This is a genomic window from Deinococcus sp. Arct2-2 (assembly GCF_004801315.1).
In the GTDB taxonomy this organism is placed as follows: Bacteria; Deinococcota; Deinococci; order Deinococcales; family Deinococcaceae; genus Deinococcus.
Map to the genome: position 1 here is coordinate 34,682 of NZ_SSNW01000031.1, position 19,267 is coordinate 53,948.

The 19,267-nt window shown below is 62.6% G+C and carries 20 protein-coding genes; 7 read left to right on the top strand and 13 right to left on the bottom strand.

Features of this window, described 5'->3' with window-relative positions; all coding sequences use genetic code 11:
* Positions 1-23: 23 nt before the first annotated feature.
* Positions 24-422 (top strand): OsmC family protein, encoded by a 399-nt coding sequence (locus E7T06_RS13320; RefSeq protein ID WP_136366268.1) that lies wholly within the window; start codon positions 24-26, stop codon positions 420-422.
* Positions 423-564: 142 nt separating this feature from the next.
* Here the strand turns inward: E7T06_RS13320 and E7T06_RS13325 are convergent, their stop codons facing one another.
* The 5 genes from E7T06_RS13325 to deoC all read right to left on the bottom strand — a co-directional run bounded on the left by E7T06_RS13325 (position 565) and on the right by deoC (position 5,590).
* Positions 565-2,673: a penicillin-binding transpeptidase domain-containing protein gene (locus tag E7T06_RS13325; RefSeq protein WP_240741053.1), complete on the bottom strand. Its 2,109-nt coding sequence runs from the start codon at positions 2,671-2,673 to the stop codon at positions 565-567.
* Positions 2,670-3,224, bottom strand: coding sequence for a Rod shape-determining protein MreD (locus E7T06_RS13330; RefSeq protein ID WP_136366269.1), 555 nt, complete (start codon positions 3,222-3,224; stop codon positions 2,670-2,672). The genes E7T06_RS13325 and E7T06_RS13330 overlap by 4 nt, the downstream gene beginning before the upstream one ends.
* Before the next feature lie 231 nt (positions 3,225-3,455).
* Positions 3,456-4,238, bottom strand: a complete 783-nt coding sequence (gene mreC, locus E7T06_RS13335; RefSeq protein WP_136366270.1) for a rod shape-determining protein MreC — start codon at positions 4,236-4,238, stop codon at positions 3,456-3,458.
* 52 nt (positions 4,239-4,290) lie between these two features.
* On the bottom strand, positions 4,291-4,923 hold the full coding sequence (locus E7T06_RS13340; protein WP_136366291.1) for a Maf family nucleotide pyrophosphatase: 633 nt from the start codon (positions 4,921-4,923) through the stop codon (positions 4,291-4,293).
* Positions 4,919-5,590: a deoxyribose-phosphate aldolase gene (gene deoC / locus E7T06_RS13345; RefSeq protein ID WP_168733530.1), complete on the bottom strand. Its 672-nt coding sequence runs from the start codon at positions 5,588-5,590 to the stop codon at positions 4,919-4,921. The genes E7T06_RS13340 and deoC overlap by 5 nt, the downstream gene beginning before the upstream one ends.
* Before the next feature lie 419 nt (positions 5,591-6,009).
* Between deoC and E7T06_RS13350 the strand changes: the two genes are divergently transcribed.
* The 4 genes from E7T06_RS13350 to E7T06_RS13365 all read left to right on the top strand — a co-directional run bounded on the left by E7T06_RS13350 (position 6,010) and on the right by E7T06_RS13365 (position 9,030).
* Positions 6,010-6,522 carry a peroxiredoxin gene (locus tag E7T06_RS13350; protein WP_136366272.1) on the top strand — a complete coding sequence of 171 codons (513 nt, stop codon included), beginning with the start codon at positions 6,010-6,012 and terminating at the stop codon, positions 6,520-6,522.
* Entirely contained in the window at positions 6,515-7,219 is a 705-nt protein-coding gene (gene rpiA, locus E7T06_RS13355) for a ribose 5-phosphate isomerase A (protein ID WP_136366273.1), read from the top strand. The genes E7T06_RS13350 and rpiA overlap by 8 nt, the downstream gene beginning before the upstream one ends.
* Positions 7,216-8,205 (top strand): PIG-L family deacetylase, encoded by a 990-nt coding sequence (locus E7T06_RS13360; RefSeq protein WP_346763209.1) that lies wholly within the window; start codon positions 7,216-7,218, stop codon positions 8,203-8,205. The genes rpiA and E7T06_RS13360 overlap by 4 nt, the downstream gene beginning before the upstream one ends.
* A 144-nt stretch (positions 8,206-8,349) precedes the next feature.
* Positions 8,350-9,030 carry a GNAT family N-acetyltransferase gene (locus E7T06_RS13365; protein ID WP_136366274.1) on the top strand — a complete coding sequence of 227 codons (681 nt, stop codon included), beginning with the start codon at positions 8,350-8,352 and terminating at the stop codon, positions 9,028-9,030.
* 116 nt (positions 9,031-9,146) lie between these two features.
* On the opposite strand, the gene E7T06_RS13370 is transcribed toward E7T06_RS13365, so the two are convergent.
* The gene (locus E7T06_RS13370) at positions 9,147-11,189 is read right to left on the bottom strand and encodes a thioredoxin domain-containing protein (RefSeq protein WP_136366275.1); all 2,043 of its coding nucleotides are present in this window, start codon (positions 11,187-11,189) and stop codon (positions 9,147-9,149) included.
* Positions 11,190-11,294: 105 nt separating this feature from the next.
* Here E7T06_RS13370 and E7T06_RS13375 point away from each other — a divergent pair, with 105 nt between their 5' ends.
* Positions 11,295-12,203, top strand: coding sequence for a transglutaminase family protein (locus E7T06_RS13375; RefSeq protein WP_136366276.1), 909 nt, complete (start codon positions 11,295-11,297; stop codon positions 12,201-12,203).
* A 274-nt stretch (positions 12,204-12,477) separates the two neighbouring features.
* Here E7T06_RS13375 and E7T06_RS13380 read toward each other — a convergent pair whose 3' ends face one another.
* The 7 genes from E7T06_RS13380 to E7T06_RS13410 form a co-directional block, all read right to left on the bottom strand.
* Complete coding sequence (locus tag E7T06_RS13380; RefSeq protein WP_136366277.1) at positions 12,478-13,218, bottom strand: class I SAM-dependent methyltransferase; 741 nt, start codon at positions 13,216-13,218, stop codon at positions 12,478-12,480.
* A 45-nt stretch (positions 13,219-13,263) separates the two neighbouring features.
* Positions 13,264-14,022, bottom strand: a complete 759-nt coding sequence (locus tag E7T06_RS13385; RefSeq protein WP_240741054.1) for a polysaccharide deacetylase family protein — start codon at positions 14,020-14,022, stop codon at positions 13,264-13,266.
* Positions 14,022-15,182: a glycosyltransferase gene (locus E7T06_RS13390; protein ID WP_136366278.1), complete on the bottom strand. Its 1,161-nt coding sequence runs from the start codon at positions 15,180-15,182 to the stop codon at positions 14,022-14,024. Before E7T06_RS13390 ends, E7T06_RS13385 begins: the two co-directional genes overlap by 1 nt.
* Before the next feature lie 36 nt (positions 15,183-15,218).
* Positions 15,219-16,364 (bottom strand): LptF/LptG family permease, encoded by a 1,146-nt coding sequence (locus E7T06_RS13395; protein WP_136366279.1) that lies wholly within the window; start codon positions 16,362-16,364, stop codon positions 15,219-15,221.
* 91 nt (positions 16,365-16,455) lie between these two features.
* Positions 16,456-16,887 carry a 3-hydroxyacyl-ACP dehydratase FabZ gene (fabZ, locus tag E7T06_RS13400; protein WP_136366280.1) on the bottom strand — a complete coding sequence of 144 codons (432 nt, stop codon included), beginning with the start codon at positions 16,885-16,887 and terminating at the stop codon, positions 16,456-16,458.
* A 148-nt stretch (positions 16,888-17,035) separates the two neighbouring features.
* Positions 17,036-18,076: a rod shape-determining protein gene (locus E7T06_RS13405; RefSeq protein ID WP_019010543.1), complete on the bottom strand. Its 1,041-nt coding sequence runs from the start codon at positions 18,074-18,076 to the stop codon at positions 17,036-17,038.
* A gap of 155 nt (positions 18,077-18,231) precedes the next feature.
* Positions 18,232-18,483 carry a hypothetical protein gene (locus tag E7T06_RS13410; RefSeq protein ID WP_136366282.1) on the bottom strand — a complete coding sequence of 84 codons (252 nt, stop codon included), beginning with the start codon at positions 18,481-18,483 and terminating at the stop codon, positions 18,232-18,234.
* A gap of 145 nt (positions 18,484-18,628) precedes the next feature.
* Here E7T06_RS13410 and E7T06_RS13415 point away from each other — a divergent pair, with 145 nt between their 5' ends.
* The gene (locus E7T06_RS13415; RefSeq protein ID WP_136366283.1) at positions 18,629-18,877 is read left to right on the top strand and encodes a hypothetical protein; all 249 of its coding nucleotides are present in this window, start codon (positions 18,629-18,631) and stop codon (positions 18,875-18,877) included.
* Positions 18,878-19,267 lie beyond the last annotated feature (390 nt).

A 19,267-nucleotide genomic window follows, 5' to 3' on the forward strand; every position in this document is an offset into this window, starting at 1 on the left:
GCCCCAGACGCTAGCCTAGGGCTATGAAGAAGACCATGAACGTGACTTGGCTGGGCGAGCAACGCTACCTTGGTGTCAGCGAGAGCGGCCACCAAATCCTGATAGACAACAGCCCCACCAAAATCGGCGTGTCTCCGATGGAAGCCCTGCTGGGCGCACTTGCCACCTGCACCGCCTACGACGTGGTGGAAATCATGAAAAAGCGCCGCACGCCGCTGGCGAGTTACCGGATAGAAGTGGAGGGCGAGCGGGCCGACACCGACCCTAAGCGCTATACCACCATCACCGTGCGGCACATTGCCAGTGGGGAAGGCGTAACAGAAGACGCGCTGAGCAAGGCCGCCCACCTGAGTCACGAAAAATACTGTTCGGTGGCAGCGAGTATCAGCAGTGAGATCGTGTTGGAAACGCGGCTGGGCTAGGCGTAGAAGGGCGTCTAAGGGTCAAGGGTCTAAGGGACTCAGCAAAGGCGAGAAACACAGCTTCAAGCTTTTGACCTTCCTTAGACCCTCGACCTTTAGACCCTTATACTTCTTGCACTCAAACCCAGCAATATCTCCCAAACTACTGCCCCGCCGTGCCCTTCGCCGCCGCTCCCGCCGCCCTCTGTGCCCGAATCTTCATCACCTTGTGCATGTTTTCCAGTTCGCCCATGCAGGGTTGCTGAGGCCCGGTGGCGTGGTTGCGCTCGTCCAGCGTCAGGCACCAGCGGGCGGCAAACATTTTGGCGGTGGCGTTCAGGGCGGGGCCGGAGCCTTCGCCGCCGTTTTGAAAGAAGGTGACAACCATAAAGTTAGGGCTGTCTATGGGGCCGTAGCCCTCGTACCAAGCGTTGGTATAGGCGTAGCCCTTGCGGAAGCTCTGGCCGTTTTCGGCGGTTCCGGTTTTGCCTGCCGTGCGAACGGGGAACCACTGCGGCCCCAAAATATGCTGCGCTGTGCCCCAGCGGGTGGTTCCAGCCGTCGTAATATTCATTCCTTCTTTGACCAACCGGAAGTCGGCCTGCTTTCCGGGCACCACTTCGGGCGACGGGTGGGGCGAGAGTTTGCCGCCCACCGCCTTCACCAGTGTCAGGGGGCGGCGTTTGCCTTCATTCACGATGGTACTCAGCACCGACGTGACCTGTGCGGGCGTAACCAACAAGCTGTCTTGCCCGATGGCAAAGCTGAGCGCCTGACCGGGGTAATACACCAGTGGGTCTTGTCCGGCAGCTTTGCGGCGGAGGTTGGTGGTTTTGTAGGTGTCGGTAAAATTGATCGGCGTGGGCAAATAGCCGCTCTTTTCGCCCACCAGTTCCAGCCCGGTGGGTCGCCCATAGCCCAATTCTCCGGCCCGTTTGCCTAAATAGTTGGCGTAGGTGATCGGGTCGGCGTCTATGGCGGCTTGGTAAAACCACGTATTGCAAGAGAAGGCGATGGCCAGCCGTCCATCCACGTTGCCGAGGCTGCCGCTGCGGTGCCAGTTGTAGCGCGGGCCGCCGTACCGGATGCTGGGCAGGCAATTGAAGGTCTTGTTGCCCCAGCGTTCTATGTAGGCCAGCGTGCTGGCGGGCTTAAACACGCTGCCCGCATCGAAGGTCTGCACCACGCGGTTTTGCATCACGGCGTCTAGGCTGCTCGACAACAGCGCCGCCGTTTTGGCCGCATTGTCAGGGCTGGGCACACGGGAAAACCAGTTGGGGTCGAAGGTGGGGCTGCTGGCCATCGCCAACACCTCGTTGGTGCGCGGGTCTATGGCAATCACCGCGCCGCGTGTGAGGGCTTCGGGCGGCTTACCGTACTTCTGGCGGCCCGCATTCACGTCGGCCAAGCCTTCGCGCAGTACTTGTTCGGCGGCGCGTTGCAAGCTGCTGTCTATCGTCAGGGTCACGTCTTGCCCTTTTTGGCCCGGATTCAGTACCCGGTCTGTTTGGGGTTTGCCGTTAGCGGTCACTTCGCGGCGGCGCAGGCCGTTTTTGCCCTGCAAGGTCTGCTGAAGGCTGTATTCCAGCCCCGACACGCCCACGAGGTCGCCAATGGTAGAGCCGCCCTCTCTGACCTGTTGCTCGTTGGCCTCCAGCACGTAGCCCAGCGCGTGTGCCGCCAGCTTGTTCTCAGGATAGACCCGCTCCACGCGCTCGCGGAGTTCTAAGCTGGGAATCAGCACCGTGTACTCGTACAGCGCCGACAGCTTGTCCTGCGGAATATTGCGGGCCAAAATTGTTTCGGTTTCTTTGGTGCGGTCGGGTTCGCGGGGCTGGCCGCCGCTCAGCACATCGGGCTGTATGCCCGCCAGATACACGATTTTGTCCCACGCCGGAAACGCTTGCTCTGGAGCTTTGGGGTCGCGCCGCCCCGTGTAGATCAGGTCGACGGCCACTCGGTTGGTGGCCAGCAGCACCCCGTCCCGCGTGCGGATTTCGCCGCGCAGGGCGGGAATCACTTCGTCGCGCTGAAAGTTGCTGGCGGCCTGCACCGCAAACTGGCTGTGCTGCGTAATCTGCAACTGGTACAGCCGGAACCCCAGCCCAGCCAGCGCGAGGCTGAAGCCGAAAGCCACCCAGCGCACGGCGGGCGCACCACTGATCTGCGCTTTGGTTCCGGTGCGTTCTCTTCCCCGCACCGCGCCCCCGCCCGCTTTTTTGCGAATGCGGTTGCGGCGGTCTATCACGTCTCCAGCCCGCGCCCGACTCACGAGAGGCCGTCCTCGGGGCCGGGGCGCTCGCCCATGCCCCAAGTCACCAAGCGGTTCCAGAACGGATAGATCAAGCCCGTACTCAGCAGGGCCAGCGGCACAGTTTGGCGCAGCGTGTCCACCGTAACCAAGTCGGAGCGCAGCCAGTACGTAAGGAACAGGAAGGCCAGCCATTGCCCTGCGGTAGCCGCCAGCACCGTAAACAGCGCCTGAAAAATACCCGAATCGCTCACGTAGCGCCGCACCAGCAGCACCAGCACGGCTCCGGCCCCCACGCCCGCCGCGTGCAGCCCCAGCGCCCCGCCGCCCAATACGTCTTGCACCAAGCCCACACCGTAGGCGGCCACCACGGCCCACGCGGGCGAAAAGCGCCAAGCCAACGCCGCGCCAGTCAGCAAAAACAGGTCGGGGGCCGGAATCCGCAGGGGATCGAGCAAGCGTGACAGCACGCCCTGCATGATCAGCAGCAGCAAAATGTACACCACCACGCCCACCCAGCGGCCCGGCCCACGCGGAGCCAGTCCGGTATTTCTGCCGGAACGTCTCAGCATAGGGGGGCGGCCTGTGGGGAGCGTGCAACGGGGCTACAAAGGCGGCGGGGAACGGGAACACCAACAGGGACGAACACGGCAGACTTCACAGGCAGCTCAACCATAAACCTGCCTCTACGATAGCGCCCAACGCTGCTGCACACTGCGGCGCAGGCGGGCATCTCCGCGCACTTCTAGACACCCATCGAGTAAGCACACGGCTAGGCACAGGGCCAGACCCACCGGCGGCGCTCATAGCCCTTCCAAAATGGTCACGTCTTCCACCACGCCTACGTCGATGGCGGGCTTCACGATCACAGTGCGGTTCACGTCGTTGGGGCCGAGGGGCATCACGCTTTCGATGGAGCCCACCCGGATGCCTACCGGATACACGCCGCCCAAGCTGCTGGTCACCAACACGTCGCCCACCTTGACGGGTACACTGCGCGAAAACTGCGCCCGCAGACGGTCTGGAGACATGCCTACTGCCAATCCGCGCCCGCCCCGGTTGCCCTGCAAAGTTACGCCCACGCTGCTTTCGGGGTCGACTAGAGCGACGACGGTGGCGCGGTTGCTGCTCACACCCGTGACTTGGCCCACCAGCCCACCGGGAACGGTCACGGGCATTCGGACGCGCACGCCATCGTCGGTGCCCCGGTTGAGGGTAATGCGGGCCAACAAGGGACTCGGATCGACGGCCACCACCTGCGCAATGCCCAGCGCGTTGGGCGCTTGTGTGGCCGTAATCTGCATCACTTGGCGCAGGCGCGACACTTCCCGTGTCAGCAGTTCGTTGCGTTGCCGCAGCACGTCGTTTTGCTTGCGGAGGCTGCCCACTTCTCCAGCCAAATTGCGCTCGTTCACAACGGTGGTGTAGGCGCGGCGCAGGTTGTCGGCGGCCACCACGCCGATACGCGTAATCGGGGCCACCGAACCCGAAATGGCGGTGGGCACGATGACCTGAAAGCGGGTAGCCACCATGCTCAGCAGCAGCAGCACGCCGTACACCAGCAGCACGGAGCGCCAGCCCTTCACGCCGTTTCCATTTGGGCCGACTTGAGTTGGACAGAAAAAAAGCCCACACGGGTCACGCCGGAGACACCCCGACTGGTTGGGCAGCAAAATCGGCGGAATTCAGTTCTCCCCACACGGGCACGCCCGCCGCCCGCAAGAGCCGGGCCACCAGCGTCAGCGGAAAGCCCACCACGTTGGAATAGTCGCCCTGTATGCCTGATACCAGCCCCATGCCCACGCTCTGAATACCGTAGCCGCCCGCCTTGTCCAGCCCCTCGCCTGTGCCTGCGTAATAGGCGATTTCCTGCGCGGTAAGGGGCCGGAAAGTCACGTCGGTACGCTCTACTTCGCAGCTCAAGCCCGCTGCCGATTGCACCGCCACGCCCGTGATGACCTGATGCGTGCGGCCCGACAAAGCGGCCAGAAACGCCCGATTTTCGGCGGCGTCGGTGGGTTTGCCCAGCAGTTGGCCGTCTACCGCCACCACTGTATCGGCAGCAATAATCACAGCGTCCGGATGCAGTGCGGCTACGGCTCTGGCCTTCAGCGTCGCCAATTCTGCGGCCAGCCGTGCCGGGTCGATTTCGGGGCTGTCTTCGGGTTCACCGCTGACGACCACCCGGAAGGCCACACCCAAATTGCCCAACAATTCGCGGCGGCGGGGGCTGCCCGAAGCGAGGATTACTTGTGGTTCAGTCACGTCAATAGCCTGCGTTGCTCTGGTCGCCTGCCACCAACGCCACACCGCCCGAGGTGCCGAGGCGGGTGGCTCCGGCTTCGATCATTTCCAACGCGTCGGCAGGAGAGCGCACGCCGCCCGCTGCCTTGATCTGGGCGCGGCCCGCAATGACTTCGCGCATCAGGCGCACGTCGGCTGGGGTGGCTCCGCCTGTACCGAAGCCAGTGCTGGTCTTCACAAAATCCGCGCCGCCTTGCACGCTGGCTTCGGTTGCGCCGCGTTTCTGGTCGTCGGTCAGGTAGCAGGTTTCGATAATCACCTTCAGCACCCGGTCTGGAATGGCCCGCCGCACGGCCCGCACATCGGCTTCCACGGCGTCCCAATTGTCTTCCAGCGCCGCGCCGATATGAATGACCATATCGATTTCGTCGGCTCCGGCCTCTACGCTCAGGCGGGCTTCCAGCGCCTTCTGATCGCTGCTGACGGCCCCCAGCGGAAACCCGCAGACGGTGGCGACTTTGACGCCGCTGCCTGCCAGTTCGGAGGCGGCCATCGGCACATAGACGGGGTTGATGCACACGGCATAAAAGTTGTGTTCGCGGGCCTCGGCGCACAGGGTGCGGATGTCTTCGGCGGTGGCGGTGGCTTTAAGCAAAGTATGGTCGATATAGGGGGCGAGCTTCACGCCGCCCATGTTACGCGGCGCAGGGTAAGAAAGGTAAATGACTTGGGCGGGTGGGGGAGAGGGGCTTGGTTTACGGGGGCTTGGTCTAAGGGTCAAGGGTCGAAGGGTCTAAGGTGCTGGAGCGGGAACGATTGCTTGGTGGCCCCCTCACCCCGCTGTAGTGCAGCACCCCTCTCTGCTCCGCAGCTCTATGAGTCCTACAAGGGGCGAGGGCGAAAGGCACGGGCTGGAAACTTGGTGTTCGCTCCTCACCCTTGAGGGGGGAGACTGGGACTCGCAGAGCTACGCAGTAGAGGGGGTGAATGAGCAACGCGATTGCCCTGCTTAGACCCTTAGACCCTAGACCCTTAGACCGTCCGCCCCGCAGACGCCCTCCCCACCCGCCCAACAAAGCCCCCACTTTTTGCCAAATGCTCTACGCTACGGCCATGACTACGCCCGACGCTCCAGAAACCCCCGACACCCCGCGCCTGCAACCCGGCGAAGCGTTTCCCGCCTTCGCGCTGCCCGGTGCTGACGGCAAAACGCACGCGCTGGCCGACTACGCGGGCAAATACGTGGTGCTGTATGTGTACCCCAAAGCAGACACCCCCGGCTGTACCAAAGAGGCTTGCGATTTCCGGGATTCTGCACCCTTGCGGGCGGTGGGCGCGGCTATTTTGGGTCTCAGCCGCGACGATGCGGGCAGCCACACGGCCTTTGCCGAAAAGTACAGCCTGCCGTTTCCTCTGCTCAGCGATCCCGACGCTACGTTTATGAAAGAAATCGGCTCTTTCGGCCCCAAAACGCTGTACGGCAAAACCAGCGACGGCGTGAAGCGGCAGACCTTCGTCATCGATCCTGAGGGCAAGCTGGTGAAATCGTGGCTGGCCGTGAAGGTGGAAGGCCACGCCGACGCAGTGGCTGCCGCGATTGAGGCAGATCGGGTGCGCCATGCCTGAAGCCCAACTCACCGGATTGGAAGCTCTGAAACGGGAAGCGGCGGTGCGGGCGGTGGCTCTCGTGGAAAGTGGTATGCGCGTGGGCCTCGGCACGGGCAGCACGGCCAAATACGCCATAGAAGAACTCGGACGCAGGCTAGCGGCAGGCGAATTGGTGGGTATCGTGGGCGTAGCCACCAGCGAAGCAAGCGACGTGCTGGCGCGGCAAGTGGGGATTCCAGTCGAACCGCTTGACCCCCGCCCACTCGATATTGCCATTGATGGAGCGGACGAAATCGACCCCGATCTGAACCTGATCAAAGGGCTGGGCGGCGCACTCTTGCGCGAAAAACTGACCGAAGTGCAGGCGCGGCGGTTCATCGTGATTGCCGACCACACCAAAATCGTGTCTCGGATTGGTGAGAAGTCGCTGCTGCCGATAGAAATTGCCCGGTTCGGCTTCTTGTCTACCATCGAGCGGCTGCGGGCGCTTTGCCCCGGCGGAAGGCTGCGGCAACCCGGCGCACAGCCTTATGTCACCGACAACGGCAACTATATTTTTGATGCCAAGCTGCCAGATTCGGGCGATGTGCTGACGCTGGAGCGCACGCTGAAAGGCACGCTGGGCGTCATAGAAACCGGACTGTTTTTGGGCATGGCCGAACGCGCTTTCGTGGCGAGCTTGGACGGAGTACAGGAGCACGTGCGGCGGGCGTGAGGCTGGGCCTCTCCAACAGGTCACGGTTTGCCGGGGCGAGGCTGAGGAAGCTGGCTTTTGCCTCTGCCGTCATGCTGTGTGTGGTGGCGGGCTTTGCCATCAATTCCCCTATGGCGCTGCGCTGGTTTTATCCGCGTGCAACGGCGGCAGTAGTCCGCTTGCCCGCCGCGCCGGGGTTCTCTGCGGGCATGCGGGTCTTGCTGGTCAGCCCTCACCCCGACGACGAAAGCCTGTGCTGCGCGGGCCAACTTCAGCAGGCGGTGGCGGCGGGTGCACAGGTGTACATCGTGTGGATCACCAGCGGCGACGGCTTTGAACTGGACGCTGCCTTACAGGAGCGCACGTCCCGCCCCCGCGCCGGAGCCACCGAGCGGCTGGGGAACATGCGAATCGGGGAAGCCACCCGCGCCGCCGCCGCCCTCGGCATTCCTGCCAGTCACCTCACCTTTTTGCGCTATCCGGACGGGGCACTGCTGAAGATGTACCGCGCCAACAACGCTGTTCCCGTGCGCTCGCCGCATACCGGCGCGACCCGTGTGCCGTACCCGCAGGCCCTCAGTCCGGGGGCGGCGTACACACGGGCCAACTTGGAACGCGACCTGAACCGTGTGCTAGACGCCGTGCGCCCCGATGTGACCCTGATTCCCACCACCAGCGACTTTCATCACGATCACCGGGCCACCAGCCTCGTGATGCAGGAGCTGTTGGCGCGGCGTGGAGTGCTGAGCAGCGCCCGCTACTGGATCGTGCATGGCGGCGTGGAATGGCCTGTGCCCAAGGGGTTGCACCTCGGATTTCCCCTGCTGATTCCGCCCAGAGGCCACACCTTGAACTGGCTGCGGGCCGACCTGACCCCCGAGCAGCAGCGGGGCAAACTGGCCGCGATTCAGGCCCACCGCACGCAAATGAATGTGATGCCGCGCTTTTTGGAGGCCTTCGTGCGGGAAAACGAACTTGTAACCCTCAGTGATAAACGGGGGAGGTAGGTCGTCAGGTGTGGGATAAGTGTGTGGCGGAGAAGCTCGGCTCTAAGCAGGACAGGAGATGTTGACCGGGGCGAGTCACTACCGTCAGCCGATATCACCGTTTGCTTGCTCTGGCCTAGACCGCTCTGGCCTACACTGCGGCCTGTGAGCGATCCCGTCGTGATTCGGCCCATCGACCCCAGCGATGAGCGTGTGGTGGGCAAAATCGCGTACCAGACAGGCTTTTTTGGACAAAGTGCCGCTCCCTATTTTTCCAACGAACGGTTGTTTGCCCGCCTGTGGGTGGGGCCTTACTTTCGGGGCGGCGGCTTTGCCTGCTTGGTGGCCGAATCTGGGGGCGAGGTCTTGGGCTACATCCTCGGCTCACCCAATTCGGCGCAGTACGGGCGGGCACTGCGGCGCGTGCTGCTGGGGCGAACCTTGTCCCGGCTGGCCCCGCTGCGCCAAACGTGGGCCAGTCTGCCGTACCTGCTGCGGGCGGCCCGTTATCCGTCGCCTCATGCCAACTGGCAACAGTTCCCGGCCCACCTGCATATCAATCTGCTGCCGCAAGCGCGGGGCTTGGGCGTGGGCAAACGGCTGTTGGCCGCCCATTTGGAGTTGCTGCGTGGGGCAGGCGTAGCAGGCGTGCAACTGTCTACCACCACCGAAAACCGGGCCGCGTTGGAACTCTACCGCCGATTCGATTTTGTGCCGCTGGCCTCCGCAGAAACCCCGCTCTGGACGCCTTGGCTGGGGCATCCGGCAGAGCATGTGGGGCTGGGGCTGGGGCTGGGGGAAGACGCGGGGGGTTCACCTTCCAACTTTAATTTGAGCCGTGTGTAAACCCCCCAGTCTGCTTCGCAGCCAGCCCCCCTTAAGGGGAGCACAAGAGCTTCTAGTCCCCACCTTTAAGGGGGGGCGTTGCAAAGCAACGGGAAGGTTCACACGCGACTCCACTCTCACCCTAGCCCCGCCAACTGCCGCCGCAGCACTTCCGGGTCACGTGTGGGCAAGTCGCAAGTCTGGCCCACGCACACATACGCCGTGCCGCCGCCCGGACGGTCTTGCAGCACGGGCAAACTGCCCCCTACCTCGGCAAACGCCAGCGCCGCGTAAGGCAACGCGTGGGCAGCCAAAACCCGTTCCAGCGGCGCACGTTCGGCGGGCGTACCGATAACTGCAATTTCCAGATGCGGCGCGAGCAGGAAGGCCGCCGCTTGCCATAATCCTCCAAAACCCCCGGTGGCGGCCAGCAAGTCGGCGTGGTGGCGCTCCACGACTCTCCGGGCCACCGCTTCGTCGGCTTCGTCGCCAAAATAGCGGTGCATCCACACGGCCAGCAGCGCTCCAGCTCCGTTGTCCGACAGCACGGCGGCGTCGAAGGCCTGCGCTTGGCGCGTCAGCAAGCGCTCAGCGTTGCCTCCGGTGGAGTAGAACAGGCCCGCTTCTTCATCCCAAAACTCGCGCCGGATAATGGCCCACAGTTCCCGCGCCCAGTGCAGGTGCGCCGCGTCCCCGCCCGCCTGAAACAGCGCCACCAGCCCCAGCGCGTACAGGGCGTGGTCTTCCATCAGGCCTTCCACGCGGGCCACACCATCTTTGAAGGTATGGCGCAGCGTGCCGTCCGGTAAGCGCAATTCCCGACGCACAAATTCGGCGTTTTGGCGGGCAATTTCCAAATATTGACCGTCGCCCAAGATGCGGCCCGCGTCGGCAAAGGCGGCGAGGGCCAGCCCATTCCAAGAGGTCAGGCGCTTCTCGTCGGTGCCGGGTTGGGGGCGCAATTGGCGGGCAGTGTGCAGGCGGGCGCGGGCGGAATCTATCCGTGTTCGCAGCGCTTCTTCCGGCTCGCCTAAATCACGGGCCAATGCTTCCAGCGGCGTCAGAATGTGCAGCACATTGCGCTTGCCCGCGTCGGGGCGGTGCGGGTCTTCAAAATTGCCCGCGTCGGTCAGGTTGTAAAAACGCAGGATCAGGTCTGTGTCCGGCTCCTCGCCTAGCACCTCCGTCACTTCTTCCGGCGTCCACGTAAACGTCAGACCTTCCACACCCTGCGTGTCGGCGTCCTGTGCGCTGTAGAAGCCGCCGTCCGGTGCAAGCATTTCCCGTTCCAGATAAGCAAGTGTGCCGCGTGCCAGCCGCGCAAACTCCTCATCGCCGCTGACCCCATAGGCCCGCAGTAGCGTTCGAGTCAGTTGGGCGTTGTCGTACAGCATCTTCTCGAAATGGGGCACCAGCCAGCGTTCATCCACGCTGTAGCGGTGAAAGCCGCCGCCCAGTTGGTCATGAATGCCGCCCCGGCCCATCATCTTCAGGGTGTGCAGGGCCATCTCGCGCCCGCTGCTCTGCGCCAACAGGAAATCTAATGTGGTGGGGGCCGGAAACTTGGGAGAGCCGCCGAATCCGCCGTGCGTACTGTCGTAGGCCCGGCGCAAATTGTCCACGCCCTGCGTCAAAAAGTCGGGTGTCAATTGCCAGCCTGTCCCCTCTGCGGCACGCGGGCGGCTCGCTTCGCGGATGTGTTCGCCCAATGCCTCAGCATTCGCCAGCATTTTTTCGCGCTGGGTGGCCCAAGCGTTTGCCACACTCGCCATCACCCGGCCAAAACTGGGCATGCCGTAGCGGTCTTGCGGCGGAAAATACGTGCCTGCATAAAACGGCTCCGCGTCGGGCGTCAGGAACACGGTCATGGGCCAGCCGCCCTGCCCGGTCATGGCTTGGGTGGCCGCCATATACACGCCGTCTACGTCTGGGCGCTCCTCGCGGTCTACTTTCACCGCCACAAAATGGGCGTTCATGTAGGCGGCGGTGGCCTCATCTTCAAAGCTCTCGTGCGCCATCACGTGGCACCAGTGGCAGGTGGAATAGCCGATGCTCAGCAGCACGGGCACGTCACGTTCTCTCGCCTCGGCAAAAGCGGCCTCGCTCCACGGCTGCCAGTCCACCGGGTTGTCTGCGTGCTGTAGGAGATACGGGCTGGATTCGGCAGCGAGGCGGTTCATGGACTCAGGCTAACCTGCCGCGCCGGGGCTGTGAATTTGAGCCGCGTTAGGCAAGCGTAGACTTCCCCCCCTTGTCCCCTTGAAAAACCGTCACACTATAGGCATATGGCACCGCACGACCCGGCTCTTACCTCAGAAGTCGCCCCCTTCGAAAATCCTGTCCGCGTCCGCGCGGGCTTTTCCTTAACCTTCGACGTGCCGTTTCCCACGCCGATGCTGTTCGTGGTGCAGCCGAGTGACCGCCTAGACCCCACCGGAACCCGCCAGCGCATCATCGATCAGCGGGCGCTGGGCGCGGCGCAGGGCATCCACACCTACACCGATTCTCACGGCAATACGGTGTGGCGCATGTTGGCTCAGCCCGGAACCCTCACCATCGGCCACGACCTGATTGCCGAAATTACCCGCTACCCCGATCCGATTTTGTCTGCCCTCCGCAAAATGAACGTGGAAGAGTTGCCCGACGAAACCATCGGTTATCTGCTCCCCAGCCGCTACGTAGACAGCGATTTGGTAAGTGCCGAGGCGTGGGAGCGGTTCGGACACATTCAGGGCGGCTGGGCGCAGGTGCAGGCCATCAGCGACTACCTGCAAGATGAGTGCGTGTACGGCTACGGCAGCAACTCTTCGACGACGGCCAAGCAAGCTCTGGACAGCAAACGCGCCGTGTGCCGCGACTTCGCGCATATGGGCGTGGCGTTTGCCCGTGCCCTCAATATTCCCGCCCGCTACGTGTGCGGCTATATGCCCGACATCGACATCGTGCCTGACCCCGTGCCAATGGACTTTCATGCTTGGTTCGAGGCGTTCCTAGACGGCCAATGGCGCACCTTCGATGCCCGGCACAACAAACCCCGTGCAGGCCGCGTGCTGATCGCGCAGGGCCGAGACGCCAGCGATGTGGCGTTCTCTACCACCTTCGGCAGCGCCCGACTGACCCACATGAAGGTCTGGGCCGACGAAACCAGTGTAGAAACCACGTTGGACGACTTGCCCAATCCACGTATTTTTTAAGCGATTAAAGCAAGTGCGGCGGCTTTAATTGGCCGCTGCACTCATTTCTATCGCTCACCCAAAAAAGGTAAGGCCGACCCAAGATAAGGCCAGCCTTCCGTGCGCACGGGCTTCACCCGGCCCGCTGTGTATTCAGTGCGCTGATACGTTTAAGTTAACACGTGCATTGTCACAGCTGTGTCACAGCTAAATGCCGAGTCATCTTCCATATATATGAAAATTTGCACGAAAAGTGCACAAATCTTGAATTAACTCACTGTTTATTAAAAGCGTGTTAGATGGCTCGCGTTTGAAACACCATGACTTCACTGCGGGCGTCTAACGGGCCGCCGTGAAAGCTGCCCGTGACGCGGGGCGCTTCAAATCCGGCGTAGCGCAGCAGCCATTCCACCTCAAAGCGGGTGTAATACCGCTGGGTCAGGGTATAGTGTCGCCGCGTCAGGCGTCCGTCTGTATGGGTAGTGTCGGCGTGGTATTCGGTGGTGATGTGCTGGCGGGGTTTATCGTGGCGCTGCACCAAAAAGACATCGGTGCGCGAGCCGTCTGCGCCGTAAAAGGTTTCGCCCTCGTGCCGCACCGTGTTCATTTTGCCAAAATTGGGCGAATACAAGTCGAACACGAAGGCTCCGCCCGGTGCCAAATGCGCGCGAATGTTGTGTAGCGCGGCCAATTGCTCCCCCGGCGTGTACAGATGCATCAGGGCATTGAAGGGCGCGAGTGCCAGCCCGAAGCGTTCATCTAGTCGGAAGGTTTGTGCATCGCCCTGCACGAAGTTCAGGCTTAGGCCATCTGCTGCCGCCCGCGCCCGCCCTCGCTCGATCATGCGTGCGCTGGGTTCTACACCCGTGATCGCCACGCCCCGCCGCGCCAAAAATGCTGTGACCCGGCCTGTGCCCGCACCGATTTCCAGCACTGGGCCGCCTGTGCGCTCGGCCACACCCGCGTAAAAGTGCAGATCGTCGCGGTAGATGTCGTATTGGTGGTCGTAGAGGTCAGCGAAATCGTCGTAGTTCACAGGGAATAGGGTAGGCGCTTTGGGCAGATTGTGGCGGCAAGTTCTTTAGTTGACCTCTGCTGAGACCTCCTCTCTGCCCAGCACGTCCCGCCATCCCCGCGCCCTTACCCCCGGCACCTCTCCCAACGGCACGGCTCGCCACCCCGCTTCTTGCATCTGCCGCAGCAGTTCGGGCAGGGCGGGCACGGTTACGCTTGCGCCGGGGCCAGCGTCGTGCAGTACCAAGACTGCGCCGGGGTGAAGCTTGGCAAGGACTTGAGCTGGCAAAGTTTCGGGCGTGGCCCCCCGCTGCCAGTCGCCGCCTTCTGCGCTCCAGTGTGCGCCCGTGACCCCTGCCATGCGCTGCCCCAGTACTGTTGCCAGCGTGTACGCGCCGTGTGGTGGGCGGTGGAAGCGGGCGGGCTGCCCCGTGACGGCACTCACCCGGCGGGCAGCGCTCAACGGGTCAAGCAACGCGCCCCAAGGCGAACGAATCCAAGCATGAACATGCCGCGCAGCGTGCGGTTCTACTTCATGCCCCTCCGTCAGCAGGCGGCCAATCAAGTTAGGGTGGGCCTCGGCGTTGGCGGCAATGACAAAGAAGGTGGCCCGCACATTGGCCGCCCCCAGTGCATCCAGTACGGCAGGCGTGGTGGCCGGGTCAGGCCCATCGTCGAAGGTCAACGCAACTGTCTTCTCCGCCTCTGACCCCTGCCGCACGACGCCTAAATTGAGCCGCTGCACCAGAAAATAAGGTAGGCCAATGTAGATGGCTCCAACCGCACCCAAGATTCCCAGCGCTCGCCACCACGACTCATTTGCCACTAGACACTCACCACCACTGGTTTTGCCTGTTCTCTACCTAACTTGTTCAGCAACGCCGCAGCCACCCGCTCCGCCGCGTCCGGCTTGCTCACGGCCATGGCTGCGGCGCTCAAGCGGGCGCGTTCGCTGGCATCTAGGGCGTGCAGGACAGAGCCGCGCAATTGGTTTTGCTCCTTCACCCACAGGGCCGCGCCGTGCCGCACCAGATAGTCGGCGTTGTGTTCTTCCTGCCCCGGAATCGGTTCGTAAACTACGAGTGGCACGCCCAGCGTGGTGGATTCGGCCACCGTCAGGCCGCCTGCCTTGCCCACCACCAGATCGGACGCAGCCAGCAGTTGCGGAAAGCGCCGCGTGAAGCCCAGATGGTGAATGGTAGCCCCGCCCAGCCGCGTCATCCCTTCTTCCTTTGCTCCGGCCAGCACCAGCACTTGCACGCGCCGCCCCAGCCCGCCCAGTTCGGTCAGCACGCGGCCCAGCGCCCGGTAAGCGCCTGTGCCGCCGCCCGACAGCAAAATCAGCGGCAACTCTGGGTCTAGGCCGTGTTCCTCCCTCAGCGCCGCCTGATCCAAGCCGATGAGTTGGCGGTAAATCGGCGCAATCGGAATCCCCGTGACCACCACACTCTGGGGCGGAATCTTCCACTGCCCCATCTGCTCCTGAGCCTCATCGGTGGCAACCATCAGCAACTCGGCTTCGGGCCGCGCCCAGTGGTGATGCACGCGGTAATCGGTGACCACCAATGCATTCAGAAAATCTGCGCCCAGCCGCATGCGGGCGGCGTTGGCGAGGGCGGTAGGTGTGGGATAGCTGCTGACCACCACTTCAGGCCGCACTTCGCGCACATCGCGCAGCATGCCGCGCCTGCCCAGCCACGTAAACACGTCTGTCAGCGCCTTGGGTTCCGATTCGCGGTCTGTCCATTCATAAAAAGCGCGGTACATCCCCGGCGCGTGCCGCAGCCACCAGTCGTAAATGTGCAGCGTAAACAGGCGCTCCACAGGCGTCATGTACTCGATAAAGTCGGCGTGCCGCACATCCAGCGTAGTTCCTGCCGCCCGGAGCGCCCGGTCTATGGCGTCGTTGGCCTGATGGTGCCCACTGCCAAAAGAGGCCGAAACGATCAGCGCCCGCAACGGCTCAGGAACAGGAAGCTCAGGCATCCGCGCCGTCCAAATCTTTTTCCACTAAAAGCCTCATCATCTGCGTCTCAGCAGCCAAAGCCCCAGCCCCGCAAACACCACGTTCGCCAGCCATACGCCCACTTCGGGCAGGCTGGGCAGCAACGGTGCAAGCGTGAGGCCCAAGAAAAACACCAAGTAGTAGCCCACCGCTATCATCAGGGCGAGGCCCAGCGACACACCCAATGTGCGCCCGTAGCGCAGGGCAAAGGGCAGGGCCACCAACGCCAGCACCAGATTTCCGAAGGGCAAGGCCAGCTTGCGGTTCAGGTTCACGCGGGCCGTTTGGCGCTCGGCGGCTTTGGCGTTCTTGTCGGTCAGCACGGCCATCAATTCATTCCAACCCTCGCCATCTGCGCCAATTGCGTCGGCATATGTTGCCAGCGTTTTCTTGCGGCTCAGGCCTGTATCTATCGCCAATGTGGCGGAGGGTTCGGGCGGCAGAATCACGCTGGGGAACACGGCCTGCACCGCTTCACGGAAGGCCACTGGGTCTGTTTCGGATACCTTGGACAGTCGCGCCGCCGCCGCATAATCCACCGAATATACGCTGTAACCGCGCAGGGTCAGGCGGTTGTTTTCAAAGGTTCCAGCGTCGGCAAAAATGATCCGGCCCTGCTTGGGCGCGTCGGCTGACCACTGCTCCAGCCGAATCTGCTTCAGTTCGCGTTTGGCCCCGTCATAGCTGCCCAGCGAAAGCGTCAGGTTGTTGCCTAAATCCACCGTCTTGCCTACCAGTTGCGACAATCCAGCGCCAGTCAGTACATCCCAGTACAGGCCGCGCGTTTCTATGTTGGCACGCGGAGCCACCCACAGCGACAGCCAAATGCTGAGGGCCGTCACCGCCGCCGCCGTGACCCACACGGGCCGCGCCACCCGCCCCAGACTGATGCCGCCCGATTGCACGGCCACCAATTCACGATCCGTCGCCAGTCGCCCGAAGGCCACCACCGTCATCAACACCACCGTCATCGGCAGCACCTTCACCAGCGTATCGGGCATTTGGTAGCCGATCCAGCGGGCAATGAGGCCAATGGGCACGCCCGTGAGCCACTGACTGGAAATAAAGAAATAGCCGAAGCTGAGGATGGCCGTGAACAAGAGTGCGCCTGCAAACAGCGGCGGCAAGAGTTCCAGCGTGACGTAGCGGGAGAGGCGGGTCATGGAGTGCCTACTGCATGGGAGATGGATCGTGGATCGTGGATCGTGGTCGGTTCGTTCCTCTCCACGGTCCACCCTCTACAATCCACAAGCCTCACCCTTTTGCCACAGCAAACAGGATCGTGGCTTCGGCGGCCAGCACGCCGTCTACCTCGGCGCGGCAAGTGGTTTTGCCCAATCCCCGGCGCAGAAATTCCAATTTGGCGTGCAGATGCAGAACGTCGCCCGGAATCACCTTGCGCTTAAAGCGTGCGCCCTCGATGCCCGCGAGGTAGCCGATTTGCCCCGGCTCCATCCCTTCGCGCATACAGAACATGCTGGCCTGCGCCAAGGCTTCAATAATCAGCACCCCCGGCATTACGGGTTCGGTGGGAAAGTGGCCGGTAAAAAACGGCTCGTTGATGCTCACATTTTTGACGGCATGAACGACGCCGCCCTCTGCGCTTAGGACGCGGTCAACCATCACAAAGGGGAAGCGGTGGGGCAGAATCTTGAGGATGTCTTGGATCAGCAGAGGTTCGGTCATATGGCTCCTGTTGGGGCGGAAAGTGGTCTAGAGGAAAACATTGGGCAGGGCCGGAATGAAAAAGCAGGCGCAGCCATCTTATCTGGCCCGCGCCCACTCTTTCGCCCAACCATCCTTAGACGCTCAGGCTGCCAACCATCAAACGCTCTTATCGGCGCAGATAGTTGTCGCTAGAAACAAGGCTGTCGCCCAGCACCGGAATCATTTCCAGTGCCATGCCTGTGCCTACCGCAACAGCTTCTACAGCGTTTTCGGCCACAGCCACAGGAATCCCGGTGGTCTGGCGCAGCAGTTCATCGAAGTTACGGAGCAGGCTTCCGCCGCCCGTCATGACGATTCCCCGGTCGATAATGTCGCTGACCAGTTCGGGCGGCGTGATTTCCAGCACGCGCTTCACGCAGTCCACAATCTTGGAGACAGGCTCAGACAGGGCTTCCACCACGTCGTGGCTGTCCAGCGAAATGGTCTTGGGCAGGCCGTTGACCAGATCGCGCCCGCGCACTTCTGCGGTCAGGCTTTCGCCGTCGTTCAGCAGCATGGCCGCGCCCACTTTCACCTTGATTTCTTCGGCGGTGCGCTCCCCGATCAGCACGTTATGCTTGCGGCGCACGTACCGGATGATGCTTTCATCGAACTCGTTGCCCGCGATCCGCATGGATTCGCTGACTACGATGCCGCCCAACGAAATCACGGCCACGTCGGTGCTGCCGCCGCCAATGTCGACGACCATGCTGCCGATTGGCTCGGCAATCTTCAGGCCCGCGCCAATTGCGGCGGCCAGCGGTTCCTCAATTAGGAAGGCGCGTTTGGCATTGGAGTTCAGGGCGGCCCGCAACACGGCGCGTTTCTCTACGTCGCTAACGTTACTGGGCACGCCTACCATCAGTTGCGGCTTGAACCCGAACAGACGGCCCGCGTTGCCCTGCACTTTTTGCAGGAACATGGTGATCATCTTTTCGGTCAGCCCTTCATCGGCAATCACGCCGTCTTTGATGGGCCGCACCGCCACAATTCCGCCCGGCGTGCGCCCGATCATGCGGTACGCCTCCTCGCCCACCGCCTTGACCTGCTTGCTGTCGCGTGTCATGGCGATCACGCTGGGTTCTTGCAGTACCAGACCACGGGTCTTGCTGTAAATAAGGAACGTCGCCGTTCCCAGATCAATGCCAATATCTTCAGACAACCGCACGCATTTCCTCCGGTTCCCAATTGGGGAAGCCCAGCGCAGGCTTAACATCCTGACGGGGCGCAAAACCCTGTCATGCTATCACGGGGCATGAGGAGAGCTTAAATCGCGCCTCATCCAGTTAAAATTGCCCTAGTATACGGGCGTTCAGCTTTCACTCAGCGGGGTTTGATGTATGCCCCCAACGCGGCTACAGCGCTGCACAGGACGGCCAGCACCAGCGCCCGCGTAAATCCCGGCACATCGGCCCAGCCTAGTCCGGCGCTCATAGCATTTTCCAAACTGCCCACCGAACGCAGCCACAGCGGCGCACCCGCACTCAGCGCCGCGAAAGCGCCCAGCGTCAGGGCGGCCAATCCCACCCCAAACAGCACGAGCAGCAGGGTCAATATCCACGCGAGAACGCGCACTGAACCCCCCGCGATTCTGACGAAACCTTCATTCGGCGCATTCTAATTGGGCCGGGTGGGAATGGCGTGAAAAACCCGGCATTTTGGCGGCGTGGACTCTAACCGCCGAGCCTCACCACTTGCCGCAGCCGCTACACTGGCCCGTGTGTCTTTGCCTGCCCGCGTCCGTGTGACCCGCCCGCCCCTGCCCTTGTCTCACACTCTTCGTAATGCCGTTGCTCGAATGTTGCCCGCCGCGCCAGTGCCTGAACTGACCGCCGCTGCTTTGGCAATTGCAGGCGGGGCTGTCATCGGCGCTTCTCTGCGCTGGGACGGGGGAGAGGCCGAGTTTATAGAGTCCGGTTGGCGGGGGCGCGGGATTGAGGCGGAGTTGGCGCGGGTGTTGGGTGATTGAGATTTGGGTTGCTTGTCTTGTCCCACGATTTGCCCCAGCCCCCTCTGCTCCGCAGCTTTTCAAGTACCCCACCGGGTAGGGGGAGCGGCGCTGCGCTAGGCAGGATTCATCTTGTCGCGTCCAGACTCGGCTCAATCGTTCATCTGAAGCGGAATTGCCAGTCGTCTTGACACTGGAATTGGCCCGCGCGTTTCACGCACGACGGCCTCACATGGATGTGGGCGAGGACGGTGTAGGCCTGTTTTTCCCCTCTCCCCTTGCGGGGGAGGGCGCTGCATAGCAGCGGGAGGGGGGAAATGAGCGCCAGCGATTGCCCCTCTGCCCTTCCCTAGACCCTTATACGGATTCCGATTAATTCTGACACACAGGCCACCAGTGGAAGAGGGTGTG

Coding starts and splice junctions, on each gene's coding strand:
- E7T06_RS13395 (WP_136366279.1), bottom strand. CDS start 16,364: ATGACCCGCCTCTCCCGCTACGTCACGCTGGAACTCTTGCCGCCGCTG.
- E7T06_RS13370 (WP_136366275.1), bottom strand. CDS start 11,189: ATGAACCGCCTCGCTGCCGAATCCAGCCCGTATCTCCTACAGCACGCA.
- deoC (WP_168733530.1), bottom strand. CDS start 5,590: ATGGGCGGCGTGAAGCTCGCCCCCTATATCGACCATACTTTGCTTAAA.
- E7T06_RS13375 (WP_136366276.1), top strand. CDS start 11,295: ATGGCACCGCACGACCCGGCTCTTACCTCAGAAGTCGCCCCCTTCGAA.
- fabZ (WP_136366280.1), bottom strand. CDS start 16,887: ATGACCGAACCTCTGCTGATCCAAGACATCCTCAAGATTCTGCCCCAC.
- rpiA (WP_136366273.1), top strand. CDS start 6,515: ATGCCTGAAGCCCAACTCACCGGATTGGAAGCTCTGAAACGGGAAGCG.
- E7T06_RS13390 (WP_136366278.1), bottom strand. CDS start 15,182: ATGCCTGAGCTTCCTGTTCCTGAGCCGTTGCGGGCGCTGATCGTTTCG.
- E7T06_RS13350 (WP_136366272.1), top strand. CDS start 6,010: ATGACTACGCCCGACGCTCCAGAAACCCCCGACACCCCGCGCCTGCAA.
- E7T06_RS13320 (WP_136366268.1), top strand. CDS start 24: ATGAAGAAGACCATGAACGTGACTTGGCTGGGCGAGCAACGCTACCTT.
- E7T06_RS13330 (WP_136366269.1), bottom strand. CDS start 3,224: ATGCTGAGACGTTCCGGCAGAAATACCGGACTGGCTCCGCGTGGGCCG.